The following is a 14,872-nucleotide window of genomic DNA, read 5'->3' as shown; positions in this document are numbered from 1 at the left end:
ATGGTGACATCGCGTGGTCCGTCCAGGCGTCCGCGCCCGGTGACATCGCGTGGTCCACGCCTGGGGACATCGCCTGGTCCGAACCGACTCTTCAAGACGCATGACCATTCCGCCGGACGACCCGACCTTCCGGCGGGAAATGGCCACGGCCTACCGATCAGGCTGGCATTTCATCGACCTCGTCACGGCCATCCCCAGCTGTGGCGACTCGCTGATGGTCACTCTGTTCGGCGACCCCATCGTTGTCGCACGCGAAGAAGACGACGAAGTACGTGCCTACCGTTGCCTGCGCAAGCCGCGTGGTGCCCCGCAGCCCGTTCGCTGCGCGATTCGGTACGACATGATCTTCGTCAACCTCGACCGGCGGGACCACCAGCTGTTCGAGCCAGAGACTATTTCCGCCACCCCCCGCAGTGCCTGAGCGATCCCCCGTTGATCCATGTCGCTCAGTCACTTCCCCCACACAACGGCGCCATCGTGACCTGAACACGATGGCGCCGTTGTGCTGCCCGGGGATGTCCGTGGGGTGTCCGCGGTACCTTCACGCCCTTCCGAGCGCCCGGTCCAGGGCGATCTCGATGACGACCCGGTCCGGATCGGGCTTCGGCGTGCGCCCGTAGCGTTCCGCGTAGCGGCTCACCGCGTCGGCGATCACCTCCGGCTCCGTGCGCACCGTGGCGCGCCCCTCCAGCGTCGCCCAGCGGCCGCGGTCGACCTGGCAGACCGCGACCCGGGCGCCGGCCGGCCCCGCGGCCAGGATGTTGGCGATCTTCCGGCTGGTCTTGTTGGTGATGATGCGGGCGACCCCGGCCGGGGGGTCGTACGTCACGCCCACCGGAACCACGTGCGGCGTGCCGTCGGGGCGGTGGGTGGTCAGGGTGCACAGGTGGTACTCGCGCCAGAACGCGAGGTAGTCCGGGCCGGGGTTCATCACGTCGACTGCCATGGGGACAGCGTAGGCAGCATGCGCCCGCGCCCCGCTCCCTGCGGTGGCGGGTGTCCACGGCGGCCGGTTCACTCGGGAACACCGGAAGGGAAAACACGGGGCCGTGGGCCCACGAACAGGGTTGAGTGGAATAGACTCAACTTTGTGCACGTTGACAGAGTCAGCGTGGTGGAGAGCCCAGTCACCGCAGGGAGGAGAAAGCGCACGTGGACGCCGAGCTGACCAACAAGAGCCGGGACGCCATCAACGCGGCCACCAACAGGGCCGTGAAGGACGGGCACCCCGATCTGACCCCCGGGCATCTGCTGCTCGCGCTGCTCGCGGGCGAGGACAACGAGAACATCATCGATCTGCTCGCCGCCGTCGAGGCCGACCAGATCGCCGTACGTACCGAGACGGACCGGCTGCTGGGTGCGCTGCCCAGCGTCACCGGCTCGACCGTCGCCCCGCCGCAGCCCAACCGCGAGCTGCTCGCCGTCATCGCGGATGCCGCGCAGCGCGCGAAGGAGCTCGGCGACGACTACATCTCCACCGAGCACCTGCTGATCGGCATCGCCGCCGAGGGAGGCCGCGCCGGTGAGATCCTCAGCGGTCAGGGTGCCAGTGCGAAGAGACTGCTGGACGCGTTCGAGAAGAGCAGGGGAGGGCGTCGGGTGACCACACCTGACCCGGAGGGCCAGTACAAGGCCCTGGAGAAGTTCGGCACGGACTTCACGGCCGCCGCCAGGGAGGGCAAGCTCGACCCCGTCATCGGGCGGGACCAGGAGATCCGGCGGGTCGTCCAGGTGCTCTCGCGGCGTACGAAGAACAACCCGGTGCTCATCGGCGAGCCCGGCGTCGGCAAGACGGCCGTCGTCGAGGGGCTCGCCCAGCGCATCGTCAAGGGCGACGTCCCCGAGTCCCTGAAGAACAAGCGGCTGGTCTCCCTCGACCTCGGTGCGATGGTCGCGGGTGCCAAGTACCGCGGTGAGTTCGAGGAGCGTCTGAAGACCGTCCTCTCCGAGATCAAGGAGAGCGAGGGGCAGATCATCACCTTCATCGACGAGCTGCACACCGTCGTCGGCGCGGGTGCCGGCGGCGACTCCGCCATGGACGCGGGCAACATGCTCAAGCCGATGCTGGCCCGCGGTGAGCTCCGGATGGTCGGCGCGACGACGCTCGACGAGTACCGCGAGCGGATCGAGAAGGACCCGGCGCTGGAGCGCCGCTTCCAGCAGGTGCTGGTGGCGGAGCCGACCGTCGAGGACACCATCGCGATCCTGCGCGGTCTCAAGGGCCGTTACGAGGCACACCACAAGGTCTCCATCGCGGACTCCGCGCTGGTGGCCGCCGCGACCCTGTCCGACCGGTACATCACCTCCCGCTTCCTCCCCGACAAGGCCATCGACCTGGTCGACGAGTCGGCGTCCCGGCTGCGCATGGAGATCGACTCCTCGCCCGTCGAGATCGACGAACTCCAGCGCGCCGTCGACCGCCTCCACATGGAGGAGCTGGCCCTCAAGAACGAGACCGACCCCGCCTCCAAGCAGCGCCTGGAGAAGCTCCGCCGCGACCTCGCCGACAAGGAGGAGGAGCTGCGCGGCCTCAACGCCCGCTGGGAGAAGGAGAAGCAGGGCCTGAACCGCGTCGGTGAGCTGAAGGAACGCCTCGACGACCTGCACGGCCAGGCCGAACGCGCCCAGCGCGACGGCGACTTCGACACCGCCTCCAAGCTGCTGTACGGGGAGATCCCCGGCCTGGAGCGGGAGCTGGCGGCGGCCACCGAGGCCGAGCAGGTCGCAGCGAAGGAACCCAAGGAAAAGCTGGTCAAGGAGGAGGTCGGCCCGGACGACATCGCCGACGTCGTCGGCTCCTGGACCGGTATCCCGGCCGGACGCCTGCTGGAGGGCGAGACCCAGAAGCTGCTGCGCATGGAGCAGGAGCTCGGCAAGCGCCTCATCGGGCAGACCGAGGCCGTGCGGGCGGTGTCGGACGCGGTACGCCGTACCCGCGCCGGAATCGCCGACCCCGACCGGCCGACCGGATCGTTCCTCTTCCTCGGCCCGACCGGTGTCGGCAAGACGGAGCTCGCGAAGGCCCTTGCCGACTTCCTGTTCGACGACGAACGGGCCATGGTCCGCATCGACATGAGCGAGTACAGCGAGAAGCACAGCGTCGCGCGGCTCGTCGGTGCCCCGCCCGGCTACGTCGGCTACGAGGAGGGCGGCCAGCTCACGGAGGCGGTCCGCCGCCGTCCGTACAGCGTCGTCCTGCTGGACGAGGTCGAGAAGGCGCACCCCGAGGTCTTCGACATCCTGCTCCAGGTCCTCGACGACGGCCGGCTCACCGACGGACAGGGCCGGACGGTGGACTTCCGCAACACCATCCTGATCCTCACCTCCAACCTCGGCAGCCAGTTCCTGATGGATCCCCTGAGCGAGCCCGAGGCGAAGAAGGAGCAGGTCCTGGAGGTCGTGCGGGCCTCGTTCAAGCCGGAGTTCCTCAACCGGCTCGACGACCTGGTGGTCTTCTCCGCGCTGTCCGGCGACGAGCTGTCGCACATCGCGCGGCTCCAGATCGACCGGCTCGCCCGGCGTCTGGCCGACCGCAGGCTCACCCTCGACGTCACCCCGGCCGCCCTGGCCTGGCTGGCCGAGGAGGGCAACGACCCGGCGTACGGAGCACGGCCGCTGCGCCGCCTCATCCAGACGGCGATCGGTGACCGGCTCGCGAAGGCGATCCTGGCGGGCGAGGTCGAGGACGGGGACACCGTCCGGGTGGACCGGGTCGGGGACGACCTGCTCATCGGCCCTGCGGCCTCGGGGAAGACCTTGTAGGTCCCTTTGGACGGCGTACACGCTGTTCGACGTCACGTCCCCAGCCGGAAGGCCACGCCTCCTGGCTGGGGATTCGTCGTCCGCACCGCAGTGCACCCGAGGAAGAGAAGAAGAATTGCGGTGATTTCGGGAGAACCGAAACGGCCGCCGACGTCGTCGAGCCGTTGTTCGGCATCGATATCGAGCCAAAGGTTTTGTTCCGCGTCGAGAGGCGGGATCGCGTAGCCCTGCTCCGCACCGGGCTGCACCGCCCGTCCCTGGCAAGGGGAATCTGCCCGGGCGCCCGCAGTGTCCACCCGGGGGGAGGTGAAGAATCAGGACAACTCGGCTCGCCCGTCGCGGCCTGTTCACAGGGAGGATTAGAGGCCGAATTCGACAGCCGGTAGCGTGCCCGCATGAACGAGCAGATAGGCGATGAGGTAAATCCGGGGACCGAAAAGCCCAGATCTGACAATCTCTTTCATCTTGGCGAATTCCGTACCCTTTGGGCTGCTTATGCTCAGTCGATCCTGGGCGACCAGTTGGCACGTGTGGCCCTGTCGCTGCTGGTATTCGAACGCACCGACTCGCCCGGGTGGACCGCGGCCACGTATGCGCTGACCACCTTGCCCGCTCTGCTGTCCGGGGTGCTGCTGTCCGGTCTGGCGGACCGTTTCCCCCGGCGTACGGTCATGATCGGATGCGATCTGGTGCGGACGGTGCTGGTCGCGGCCATGGCGCTGCCCGGGACGCCGTTGCCGCTGCTGGCCGGCCTGCTGGTGCTGGCGCAGCTGGCCGAGGCGCCCTTCGGCGCGGCGCAGGGCGCACTGCTGCCGACCGTGCTCGGCGAGCAGAGATACGAGCGGGGCCAGCGAGTCATGCTGATCACCCACCAGGCCGGGCAGCTGGTCGGTTTCGCGGGTGGGGGTGTGCTGGTGGTCTGGCTGGGCAGCCACCTCTCCCTGGGCGTGAACGCGGCGACTTTCCTGCTCTCGGCGACCCTGGTCAGGTTCGGCGTGAAGGCCCGTCCCGTGCCGGGTGCCGGCGAGCGGAAGCCGCGGCTCGGCGCCCAGGTCGGGAGCGCGGCCGCGCTGATCTGGTCGGACCGCAGGCTGCGGTCGCTGGCCGCGCTGGGGTGGCTCGCGGCGTTCGTCGTCCTGCCGGAGGGTCTGGCGGCCCCCTTTGCGGACGAGGCCGGAGGGGGCGCTGCTTCGGTGGGGCTCCTGCTCGCCGCGCATCCGGCGGGAATGGTGCTGGGTGCGGCTCTTCTGGGGCGGGACCGGGTCGGGGACGAGGGGCGGCGCCGCCTGCTCGGGCCGTTGGCGGTCGGGGCGAATCTGCCGCTGCTCGTCTACTGGCTCGGTCCCGGCGTAGGTGTGGCCGTGCTGGTGCTGATGGTGTCGGGGGTCTGCTCCGCCTACCAGATCACTGCCGGAGCCACCTTCGTGCTCCTGACCCCGGTCGATCAGCGTGGCCAGGCGCTGGGTCTCGTCAGGTCGGGGCTGATCGCCATCCAGGGGATCGGCGTCGCCACGGGTGGCCTGGCAGCGGAGCTGTCCGGGTCGTCGGCGAACACCATCGGCGCGTCCGGACTCCTCGGAGTGCTGTGTGCGATCCCTGTCGCGGTCGCCTGGTCGCGGGCGCGGGAATCCGCTGCGGGGACGATTCCCCGGAGGGCGTAGGACTACTGGCCGTCAAACGCGGCTAGGGTCGACAGCAGGAAACCACGTGCGATCCCACAGGAGTGCTCAGCGATGTCTATCGATCCTTCCTCGATTCCTCACTTCGGGGGCCAGCCCGAACCGCAGGCGGCAGGACCCGAGGGCCCCGTTGTCCCTGACCAGGACCTGGTCAAGCAGCTCCTCGACCAGATGGAGCTGAAGTACGTCGTCGACGACGAGGGCGACCTCGCGGCGCCGTGGGAGGACTTCCGCACGTACTTCATGTTCCGCGGCGAGAACGAGCAGCAGGTCTTCTCGGTCCGTACGTTCTACGACCGCCCGCACGCCGCGGACCTGCGTCCGGTCCTTCTCGACGCGATCGACGACTGGAACCGCCGCACCCTGTGGCCCAAGGTCTACACCCACACCCACGAGCCCGAGGAGGGCTCCGAGGAGACCGAGACCTCGGTCCGTCTGATCGGTGAGGCGCAGATGCTCATCGGTACGGGCGTCAGCCTGGAGCACTTCGTCTCGTCGACGGTGAGCTGGGTGCGCGCCTCGATCGAGTTCGACAAGTGGCTGCAGGAGCGCCTGGGCCTGGCGCCGGCCGAGGAGAAGACGGACGGCACGGAGCAGGACGCTCCGGACGCCTGAGTCCGGCACGCCAGTGACGGCCCGGCCCGGGGCGGTGGTCTCCACGACCGTCACCCCGGGCCGGGCCGCGTTCTGCCGAAGCTGCTACAGCCGCCAGACACGGAGACATGTATGGCCATCCCCCCCGGACTCGATACGCGGGCTCATCCTCTTCGCACGCCCCACCGACCCCTGGGTACTTCTCTCCGCACGACTCGCCGTCTGGGCCGCTTTGTCGCTGCTGTCGGCCCTCACGCCTGTCTACGACGCCGACGCCCCCCTCTGGATCTGGCCCTTCGCTCTGATCGCCTGTCTCCTCATGGCCGGTCAGACGATCGGCGCGATGAGAAGCAAGAGGCAGGGCCGCACCGGGTGAACGGGAGACACCTCGCTTGGTGGTGAACGTAACCGGGACCCGCACCGTTTTCCTTGGCATACCGCTCGGCGAGATCGCCACGCCGGTACCAGCCGCTCACAGTCATCCAGCCCGGCAGCACGAACGCCATCCAGTGCGCACCCGCGACGGTGCCCGTCACGTGCGCCTCGGCGTGCGGCAAGGAAGCGATGGAGTCGCCGTTGTGAGGCCCTCGCAGCGGCATCTGGATGCTGCCGAGTTCGACCGGCCGGTCTGCACTCGAACGAATACAGACCGGTCTGGGAGTCGAACACGATCACGCTCGTGACGTTCTTGCCCCGGTCTCATTCGGGGCGACGGGGTGTGAGCTCAGGACGCCAGGCGTTGCAGGCGATCGGTGGCCATCCGGAGAACATCGTCCCGCTTGCAGAAAGTGAAGCGGACCTGGCTGCGGCCGGCGTCGGGATCGTCGTAGAACACGGAGTTGGGGATGGCCACGACGCCGCAGCGTTCGGGGAGCGCGCGGCAGAACGCGTAGGCGTCCTTCTCGCCGAAGGGGGTGATGTCGGTGGTGATGAAGTACGTGCCCTGGGGCTGGTAGACCTCGAACCCGGCCGCGCGCAGGCCGTCGCCGAGCAGGTCGCGCTTGCGGCGGAGGTCGGCGCGGAAGCCGTCGAAGTACGAGTCCGGCAGCCGCAGAGCCTCAGCGATCGCATACTGGAACGGGCCCGCGCTGACGTACGTCAAGTACTGCTTGGCCGTCCGGACGGCGGAGACGAGCGGGCCGTTCGCCGTGACCCAGCCAACCTTCCATCCGGTGAAGGAGAAGGTCTTGCCGGCCGAGCTGATGGTGACCGTGCGCTCGCGCATTCCGGGCAGGGCCGCGATGGGGCGGTGTGTGCCCTCGTAGACGAGGTGCTCGTACACCTCGTCGGTAACGACGAGCAGGTCGTGCTCGATGGCGAGTGCAGCGATGGCGCTCTGTTCGTCGGCAGTGAGGACCACGCCGGTTGGGTTGTGCGGGGTATTGAGAAGAAGGAGGCGGGTCCGCGAAGTGATCTTGGTGCGCAGTTCGTCCAGGTCCGGGCGGAAGGACGGGGCACGCAGGGTGAGCGGTACGCGCTTTGCGCCGGCCATGGCGATGCAGGCCGCGTAGGAGTCGTAGAAGGGCTCGAAGGCGATGACCTCGTCGTCCGGTTCCAGTAGCGCCAGCAGGGTCGCGGCGATGGCCTCGGTGGCGCCGGCGGTGACCAGGACCTCGGTGTCCGGGTCGAAGGAGAGGCCGTAGAAGCGCTGTTGGTGGTCGGAGATCGCTGCGCGTAGTTCCGGGATGCCCGGGCCGGGCGGGTACTGGTTGCCCTTCCCCTCCCGCAGGGCACGGACCGCGGCCTCCCTGACCTCTTCGGGGCCTTCGGTGTCGGGGAAACCCTGGCCGAGGTTGACGGAGCCGGTTCGCACGGCGAGCGCCGACATCTCGGCGAAGATCGTCGTGCCGAACTCGGTGAGGCGGCGGTTGAGCAGCGGTCGTCCCTGAGTCATGACTTCATCCTGCGCAAAAGCTCTGGAGTTGCTCAAGTCTGCTTTGGCCGTTCGGGGTCGGGGGCATTCCCCCGTCACGCAGAGAGCGCAGGGGCGGGGGGACCTCGCTTCGGGGGGAACGGAAGGGCGTGAGGTCGGTGGACGTATACGTCGCACTCGTGAGCGTGGCGGTCGTGGTCGGGCTGCTGGTCGTCGTGCGCGTGGCCGCCCAAAAACGGAGTAAGCCACAGGCGCGGGGCAGGGGCGGGAGCAGGCGCAGCGTGCGCCGGGACGCAAGCGGCGGCAGCGCCGCGGGCGGCAGCTGGTGGGCAGGGGGCGGCAGTGGCAGCGGCTCGTCCTGCGGGAGCGGCAGCAGCCACTCCGGCGGCCACTCCGGCGGCCACTCCGGAGGGCATTCCTGCGGTGGCGGCCACTCCTCGTGCGGCGGCAGTTCCTCGTGCGGTGGAGGCTCCTCGTGCGGCGGCGGGGGAGGATGCGGCGGAGGCGGCTGACACGGGGCAGCTGATCCGTGACCGAGCAGGGCCACCTGCCCGTGCCGGGCACGCACGGCCCGGTGTCCGAAAGGTGCCCGGCGGGTGAACTCCCGCCGGGCGCCTTTTTGTTGGGGCGTTTCGCGAGGGATGCTGAACAGTTGAACCGAGGGACCCCCGAGCGGATGGAAACCACGTCAAGTTGGTCAAAACCGCTGTGGATGCGGCTACTTCGTGATTCCCTCGGTCGAGAGAACATCCAGCCCTCGGACCCGAGTTGGACCTGATCGGGCGCTTCCCACCCCCTACGTGCATCGCGTCGGAGGCGTCCCCTGTCCAGGTGTCCACGCTTGTTTGCGGAGCCGACTCATGCTCACGACCCTCCAGACGGCCTATTCCGACACCCGTGCTGCCGACCTGGCCTGGGCGCTGGGGCGCGAACCGCTTCCCGCCCTCGCCGTGCTCGACCTCGATCTCGCGGGTGCCCGCCTCCAGTTGCGCCTGCTCGGCGCCTCGCATCAGGTGCTCCTGGAGGAGGGCCGGGGTGCCTGTTCCGAAACCGTGGCGTGCATCCCGGGCAGCAGCACACCGTTGCCGATCGGTGTTGCCAAGCGGCTCGGGGACTGGGAGTACGAATTCGCGGCGCGTGTCGAGACGCTCTCGGCGGGATCGTTCGCCGGGCGTGCCCAGGAACTCCTCGCGCTCGTCGCCGACCATCCCCAGAGCCTCGCGGGGACGTTCCCCGGCAGCCCGCACGCCTTCACCGCCCTGCTCGCCCAGCGGACCGACGGCCAGGTGCGGTGGCGCACCTGGCACGCGTACCCGCAGGAGGGACAACTGGTGGTGACGCGCACCCGGGTGGGAGTGCGGATTCCGGCGGCAGTGCACTGACCGGGCCCCGACTTCCTTGTGTACGTACCACTTGCACCCTTGCGGGTGACAGGCTGCCACTGTCTCGTGACATAGCGTTCGCATCATGATCGATCAGCAGGTGTCGCCGCGAGGGGGTGCGGCATGTCTTCCCGTACGGCCGAGGACCGGTCGCCGTCTCGTGCTGGTCGCCGTCTTCGTCTGCGCCGCCTGCGGACTGGTCTACGAACTCGAACTCGTTGCGCTGGCCTCCTACTTGATCGGCGACTCCGTCACCCAGGCATCCGTCGTGCTCTCCGTGATGGTGTTCGCGATGGGGGTCGGCTCGTTGCTCGCGAAACGTTTACGCAGCCGTGCCGCCGTCGGGTTCGGACTCATCGAGGCAGTGCTCGCGCTGGTCGGGGGTTCTTCGGCGGTCGTGCTGTACGCGTCGTTCGCCTGGGTCGGGGAGTCGCGGTACGCCCTGGTCGGGTTCTCGCTCGCGATCGGCGTCCTGATCGGGGCGGAGATTCCGTTGCTGATGACGCTGATCCAACGCGTCGACCGGCAGGACGCGGGCGGGACGGTCGCGGACCTTTTCGCCGCCGACTACGTGGGGGCGCTGGTCGGCGGATTGGCGTTCCCCTTTCTGCTGCTGCCGGTGCTCGGACAGCTCACCGGGGCGCTGTGCACCGGTGCGGTCAACGCGGCAGCGGGCGGGGCGCTGGTGCTGTGGGTGTTCCGGCGGGACCTCAGCCCGCGCTCCCGATGGCTGCTGATCACGGTCAACCTGGCGGTGATCGCCGTGCTCGCCCTCGCGACCGCGCTGGTCGACGACTTCGAGCGGGCGGCGCGGCGGGCGGTGTACGGGGACGGGGTGCGGGTCGCGGTGCAGACCGGCGTCCAGGAGATCGTGCTGACGGGGGCGGGCCGCAGCTCCCTGGACCTGTATCTGGACGGCCGGCTGCGGGCCAGCGCGCGCGACGAGTACCGCTACCACGAGGCGCTGGTCCATCCGGCGATGAACGGGGCGCGCGCTCGCGTCCTGGTCCTGGGCGGTGGTGACGGGCTCGCCGCCCGTGAGGTGCTGCGATACCCGGACGTCCGCAGGGTCACCGTCGTCGAGGTCGACCCCGGCGTCACCCGTTTGGCCCGTACCGACCGGGCGCTCTCCGCGCTGAACGCCCACGCGTACGGCGACCCGCGGCTGACGGCCGTCAACGCGGACGCCTTCAACTGGCTGCGCGCGGCGCACGGCAGCTACGACGTGGTGATCTCCGACCTGCCCGATCCGGGGATCTCCGACAGCACGAAGTTCTACTCGGCGGAGTTCTACGGCCTGGCCGCCGAGGCCCTCGCGCCGGGCGGCCGGCTGGTGGTGCACGCGGGCCCGCCGGTGACCCGGCCGCACACGTACTGGACGGTGGAGGCGTCGATGCGGGCGGCCGGTCTGCGTACCCGTCCCTACCGGATCAGCGGCCGGCCCACCGATTTCGCGGCCGGACCGGACCGGGCCGCGCACCGGGCGCGGGCCGAGCGCGGCTGGGGGTTCTTCCTTGCCGCTCCGGTCGGAGCGCCGCAGCTCCGGCTCGCCCCGAAGGCGCCGCGGCTGCGGTCGCTGACGCAGTTCTCGCTGGTGCGTGCGGGACGGGACGCGGTGAGCGGACGGCTGTCCGGGCTGCCGCCGTCGACGCTGGTCCATCCGCGGTTCTGGGAGGACCGGTGATCCGCTCCGTACGGCGTCGCCGCGGCGTCGGGCGGGCCGTTTCACGACGTGGAACCGCTGACGTGACGCCCGTGGCTGAGTAGGCTCGGTTTCCATGGAGCATGAGGTGTTCGTTCCGGTTCCGGTCCCGTCCCTGCGGCGGACGCTGGGGGATCCCGCCCGCGTCGCGCGCTGTGTACCGGGGCTCCAACAGGACGCCGATGATTCCGCGGGCGCGCTGTCCGGCCGGCTCAGGATCCGGGTCGACGGGCACACGATCACGTACCGCGGTGCGCTGCGGCTCACCCCATCCGCGCAGGAGGGCCCGGACCGGGACAGGATCCTGGTGACGGGCGAGGGGGTCGAGGCCCGCGGCACCGGCTCGGCGGAACTGAAGCTGACGATCAGCCTGACGAGCAGGGACGACGGCACGGCGATCGGGTTCTCGGGCACGGTGAGCGGTGACGGCCGCCTCCTGGAGCTGGATCCGGTGGCGGCGCTCACGATGGCCTGCCGCCTGCTGGACCGCTTCGCGCAGCAGTTGGTGACGGAGACGCTGGCGGGCGAGGGCGCGGTGGACACGACGGGCGAGGGCGCGCCGGGCGAGGATGCGGCGGGCGAGGGCGCGCCGGGCGTGGATGCGGCGGACGCCGGCGCGGCGGACGAGGTTCTCGACGAGGCCGAGCGGTCCGTGGGGGAAGCCGTGGAGCAGGCCATCGAGGAGGCGGCCGAGGAGGCCGACGCAACCGGTGCGGCCACGGCCCCCGAAGAGGCCGTCGAGGACGATTCCCCCGCCACCGGGAACCCTCCGGGCACCGGTTCCGTCTTCGACGCCCCGGTGCCCCCGCCCTCCCTCGACGATGCGTCCGAGGCGGAGTTCAGTGCCCCCGACGGCCCCCCGGCCGAGGCCGCACACGCCAGGCGCACCATGATCGGACGCAGCGCCGAGGAGGTCGACCATGCGCCGCCTCGCGGCAGGTACGCCCCCGTGCCGTCACCCGATTCGACCAATGCGGGCGCCACACTCCGCTGGGTCGCCCCCGCCGCCGCGCTCGCGCTCGCGTCAGCCGTCGTCGTGACCAGGGCGCTGAGGCGCCGCAGGTAGTAGCGACAGTAATGTCGGTCGGGTGAGCAGCAGTGAGAAGGACGTCCGGCTGTCCGTCGGCGACGCAGAGTTGACCATTGACCCCCTCCATGGCTGCCGTATCGGCAGTCTGCGGATCGGAGGCATTGAACTGCTGCGGCAAGGGGAGCGGTACGGCTGCTTCCCGATGGTGCCGTGGTGCGGGCGCACCGAGAACGGGCTGTTCCGCAACGGCGACGTCCTGCACCGGTTGCCGCTGAACTCCCCGCCGCACGCCATCCACGGCACCGGCAGGGACACCGCCTGGCGCACCGCCCGGGTGGGTGAGCGGGAGGCCGCGTTCTACTACGACCTCACCGATCCCTGGCCCTATCCGGGCCGGGTGACCCAGACCTTCGAGCTGGCCGAGGACACGCTCACGCTGGCGTTCGGCATCGAGACGTACGGGGACTCGTTCCCCGCGCAGGCCGGCTGGCACCCCTGGTTCCTGCGGGATCTCGGCTCCGGCAAGAACGTGGAGATCTCCTTCGACGCGGCCTGGCAGGAGGAGCGGGGCGAGAACCATCTGCCGACCGGCCGCCGTATCCCGCCCCTGCCCGGGCCGTGGGACGACTGCTTCGGCATGCCGGACGGCGTCGATGTGACGCTCACCTGGCCGGAGCAGCTGGAACTGACCGTGAAGAGCCGGGCCGAGTGGGTCGTCATCTACGACGAGCAGGCCGAGGCGGTCTGCGTGGAGCCGCAGTCCGGCCCGCCGAACGGGCTGAACACCGCGCCCCGCTATGTCACCCCGATCGACCCGCTGGAGATTGCCACGACCTGGAACTGGCGCAGGCTCTGACCGCTGGGACGGTCCGTGGGGGCTGCGGCCCGGCACCGGCGCGGGTCCCGGCCTGGGAGGAGCTCTAAGCTCATAGCCATGACTGACGTACGTGCTGAGCTGCTCCAGCAGATCAAGGACAAGGCCGTGGTGCACGGCAAGGTGACCCTCTCCTCGGGACTCGAGGCCGACTGGTACATCGATCTGCGCCGCATCACGCTGGACGGCAAGGCCGCGCCGATGGTCGGTCAGGTGATGCTCGACCTCACCGCCGAGCTGGACTACGACTGTGTGGGCGGGCTGACGCTGGGCGCCGACCCGGTCGCCACCGCCATGCTGCACGCCTCCGCCGCGCGCGGGCAGGAGCTGGACGCCTTCGTCGTCCGCAAGGCGCAGAAGGCGCACGGGATGCAGCGCCGCATCGAGGGCACGGACGTGAAGGGCCGGCGCTGCCTGGTCGTCGAGGACACCTCGACGACCGGCGGTTCGCCGCTGACGGCGGTCGAGGCGGTGCGCGAGGCCGGGGGCGAGGTCGTCGCCGTCGCCACGATCGTGGAGCGGGGTGCGGCTCCGGCCATCGCCGAGGCCGGTATCCCGTATCTGCACGCCTATGCGACGGCGGACCTCGACCTGGCCTGACGCCGGGACTGACCTGCGGTTTCCTCAGGGGCGGGCTGTTTCACGTGAAACAGCCCGCCCCTTGCGCATCTCTGAGCGGTGCTCGCCTGGACGTCAAGGGAGTGGCCGGGTGGAGCCGTGGCGAGAGTCTGGGAAGATGGGGGCGACGATGACGTCGCCCCCAGGTCAGGGAACCAGCACGCACACCCGCATAACCCAAGGAGCGGACAGATGCCCATCGCAACCCCCGAGGTCTACGCCGAGATGCTCGACCGGGCGAAGGCAGGGAAGTTCGCCTACCCGGCCATCAATGTGACGTCGACCCAGACCCTGCACGCTGCACTGCGCGGCTTCGCGGAGGCCGAGAGCGACGGCATCGTCCAGATCTCCACCGGTGGGGCGGAGTTCCTGGGCGGCCAGTACAACAAGGACATGGTCACGGGCGCCGTTGCCCTGGCCGAGTTCGCGCACGTCGTCGCCGCCAAGTACGACATCACGGTCGCGCTGCACACCGACCACTGCCCCAAGGACAAGCTGGACGGCTATGTGCGTCCGCTGCTCGACATCTCCGCCGAGCGCGTCGCCAAGGGCCTGAACCCGCTGTTCCAGTCCCACATGTGGGACGGTTCCGCCGAGACCCTCGCCGACAACCTGGCCATCGGGCAGGAGCTGCTGGCCAAGGCCGCCGCCGCCAAGATCATTCTTGAGGTCGAGATCACCCCGACCGGTGGCGAGGAGGACGGTGTCTCGCACGAGATCAACGACGAGCTGTACACGACCGTCGACGACGCGCTGCGCACCGCCGAGGCGCTCGGCCTGGGCGAGAAGGGCCGCTACCTGCTGGCCGCCTCCTTCGGCAACGTCCACGGCGTCTACAAGCCGGGCAACGTCGTGCTCCGTCCCGAGCTGCTGAAGGACCTCCAGGAGGGTGTCGCCGCCCAGTACGGCAAGGCCTCCCCGTTCGACTTCGTCTTCCACGGCGGTTCCGGCTCCACCGAGCAGGAGATCGCCACCGCGCTGGAGAACGGCGTCGTGAAGATGAACCTCGACACCGACACCCAGTACGCCTTCACCCGCCCGATCGTGGACCACGTGTTCCGCAACTACGACGGTGTGCTGAAGGTCGACGGCGAGGTCGGCAACAAGAAGGTCTACGACCCGCGCAGCTGGGGCAAGTCCGCCGAGGCGGGCATGGCCAAGCGCGTCACGGAGGCCTGCGCCAACCTGCGTTCCACCGGCACCAAGCTCAAGTAGCAGCCGGTACGAAAGTGCGGTCGTGGGCCCGGTACCCCCTGGGGTGCCGGGCTCGAAGACCATCTCCTGCACCGTGATCACCGCCAGGAACGGGGTCTCCTTGAACATCGAGATCGCGTAGTTCCCGAGGGCGGGCAGCACCT

The 14,872-nt window shown here is 69.7% G+C and carries 13 protein-coding genes and 1 pseudogene; 10 read left to right on the top strand and 4 right to left on the bottom strand.

What is annotated here, in order from left to right:
- Positions 1-100: 100 nt before the first annotated feature.
- Positions 101-421 (top strand): (2Fe-2S)-binding protein, encoded by a 321-nt coding sequence (locus AB0L71_RS16215; RefSeq protein WP_365242967.1) that lies wholly within the window; start codon positions 101-103, stop codon positions 419-421.
- 120 nt (positions 422-541) lie between these two features.
- Here AB0L71_RS16215 and AB0L71_RS16210 read toward each other — a convergent pair whose 3' ends face one another.
- Positions 542-946 carry a TIGR03618 family F420-dependent PPOX class oxidoreductase gene (locus tag AB0L71_RS16210; protein ID WP_365242965.1) on the bottom strand — a complete coding sequence of 135 codons (405 nt, stop codon included), beginning with the start codon at positions 944-946 and terminating at the stop codon, positions 542-544.
- A 206-nt stretch (positions 947-1,152) separates the two neighbouring features.
- Between AB0L71_RS16210 and clpB the strand changes: the two genes are divergently transcribed.
- Positions 1,153-3,762: an ATP-dependent chaperone ClpB gene (gene clpB / locus AB0L71_RS16205; protein ID WP_365242963.1), complete on the top strand. Its 2,610-nt coding sequence runs from the start codon at positions 1,153-1,155 to the stop codon at positions 3,760-3,762.
- Positions 3,763-3,794: 32 nt separating this feature from the next.
- Here the strand turns inward: clpB and AB0L71_RS16200 are convergent, their stop codons facing one another.
- A complete protein-coding gene (locus AB0L71_RS16200) occupies positions 3,795-4,010 on the bottom strand; it encodes a hypothetical protein (RefSeq protein ID WP_365242961.1) in 216 nt (71 codons plus the stop codon).
- A 147-nt stretch (positions 4,011-4,157) separates the two neighbouring features.
- On the opposite strand from AB0L71_RS16200, the gene AB0L71_RS16195 reads away from it, so the two are divergent.
- Complete coding sequence (locus AB0L71_RS16195) at positions 4,158-5,423, top strand: MFS transporter (protein ID WP_365242959.1); 1,266 nt, start codon at positions 4,158-4,160, stop codon at positions 5,421-5,423.
- 72 nt (positions 5,424-5,495) lie between these two features.
- Positions 5,496-6,056 (top strand): YbjN domain-containing protein, encoded by a 561-nt coding sequence (locus tag AB0L71_RS16190; protein WP_365242957.1) that lies wholly within the window; start codon positions 5,496-5,498, stop codon positions 6,054-6,056.
- 703 nt (positions 6,057-6,759) lie between these two features.
- Here the strand turns inward: AB0L71_RS16190 and AB0L71_RS16185 are convergent.
- Entirely contained in the window at positions 6,760-7,929 is a 1,170-nt protein-coding gene (locus AB0L71_RS16185; RefSeq protein ID WP_365242955.1) for a pyridoxal phosphate-dependent aminotransferase, read from the bottom strand.
- Positions 7,930-8,768: 839 nt separating this feature from the next.
- Here AB0L71_RS16185 and AB0L71_RS16180 point away from each other — a divergent pair.
- The 6 genes from AB0L71_RS16180 (at position 8,769) to fbaA (ending at position 14,729) form a co-directional block, all read left to right on the top strand.
- Complete coding sequence (locus tag AB0L71_RS16180; protein ID WP_365242953.1) at positions 8,769-9,290, top strand: DUF2617 family protein; 522 nt, start codon at positions 8,769-8,771, stop codon at positions 9,288-9,290.
- Positions 9,291-9,375: 85 nt separating this feature from the next.
- A complete protein-coding gene (locus AB0L71_RS16175) occupies positions 9,376-10,974 on the top strand; it encodes a polyamine aminopropyltransferase (RefSeq protein WP_365242951.1) in 1,599 nt (532 codons plus the stop codon).
- Between the two features lie 94 nt (positions 10,975-11,068).
- Positions 11,069-12,058: a carbon monoxide dehydrogenase gene (locus AB0L71_RS16170; protein WP_365242949.1), complete on the top strand. Its 990-nt coding sequence runs from the start codon at positions 11,069-11,071 to the stop codon at positions 12,056-12,058.
- Between the two features lie 22 nt (positions 12,059-12,080).
- Entirely contained in the window at positions 12,081-12,878 is a 798-nt protein-coding gene (locus AB0L71_RS16165) for an aldose 1-epimerase (RefSeq protein ID WP_365242947.1), read from the top strand.
- Between the two features lie 78 nt (positions 12,879-12,956).
- A complete protein-coding gene (gene pyrE / locus AB0L71_RS16160) occupies positions 12,957-13,496 on the top strand; it encodes an orotate phosphoribosyltransferase (protein ID WP_365242945.1) in 540 nt (179 codons plus the stop codon).
- 210 nt (positions 13,497-13,706) lie between these two features.
- A complete protein-coding gene (gene fbaA, locus AB0L71_RS16155) occupies positions 13,707-14,729 on the top strand; it encodes a class II fructose-bisphosphate aldolase (protein WP_365242943.1) in 1,023 nt (340 codons plus the stop codon).
- A gap of 51 nt (positions 14,730-14,780) precedes the next feature.
- On the opposite strand, the pseudogene AB0L71_RS16150 reads toward fbaA, so the two are convergent.
- Positions 14,781-14,872, bottom strand: a pseudogene (locus AB0L71_RS16150) (ectoine/hydroxyectoine ABC transporter permease subunit EhuD); the annotation flags it as partial.

Source organism: Streptomyces sp. NPDC052052 (assembly GCF_040680455.1).
Classification (GTDB): domain Bacteria; phylum Actinomycetota; class Actinomycetes; order Streptomycetales; family Streptomycetaceae; genus Streptomyces.
The sequence above is the reverse complement of the archived record's forward strand: the minus strand, read 5'-3'. Positions and strand labels throughout refer to the sequence as shown.